Source organism: Stenotrophomonas sp. SrG, from assembly GCF_050031795.1.
Taxonomy (GTDB): domain Bacteria; phylum Pseudomonadota; class Gammaproteobacteria; order Xanthomonadales; family Xanthomonadaceae; genus Stenotrophomonas; species Stenotrophomonas rhizophila_A.
In genome coordinates this window covers 1-237 of record NZ_JBNBBE010001226.1, presented here as the reverse complement: position 1 = coordinate 237, position 237 = coordinate 1, and the positions used below count along the sequence as shown (strand labels likewise).

Here is a 237-nt window from a genome sequence, read left to right as displayed (position 1 = left end):
ATCCAGCACGCCGTTGACGTACGTGTGGCCGTGTTCGGAACCAAACTTCTAGGTCTATTCGATCGCTTAGTTGATCACCACGCGGTACGGCACGTCCAAGCGGTAGCGCAGCTCGAACGCGGCCACGCGCAGCGCGGCACGCTCGATGGCGTCCACTTCCTCGCTGCCGCGGTCCACGAACGGATCCAGCGCCTCGTCGAGGTCCTTGCGGTGGTCGAGCACGCCGCTCACCAGCGA

At 64.6% G+C, this 237-nt stretch carries 1 pseudogene; it reads right to left on the bottom strand.

The features are described from left to right. A pseudogene (locus ACQG3P_RS23340) lies at positions 1–237 on the bottom strand (transcription antitermination factor NusB); the annotation flags it as partial.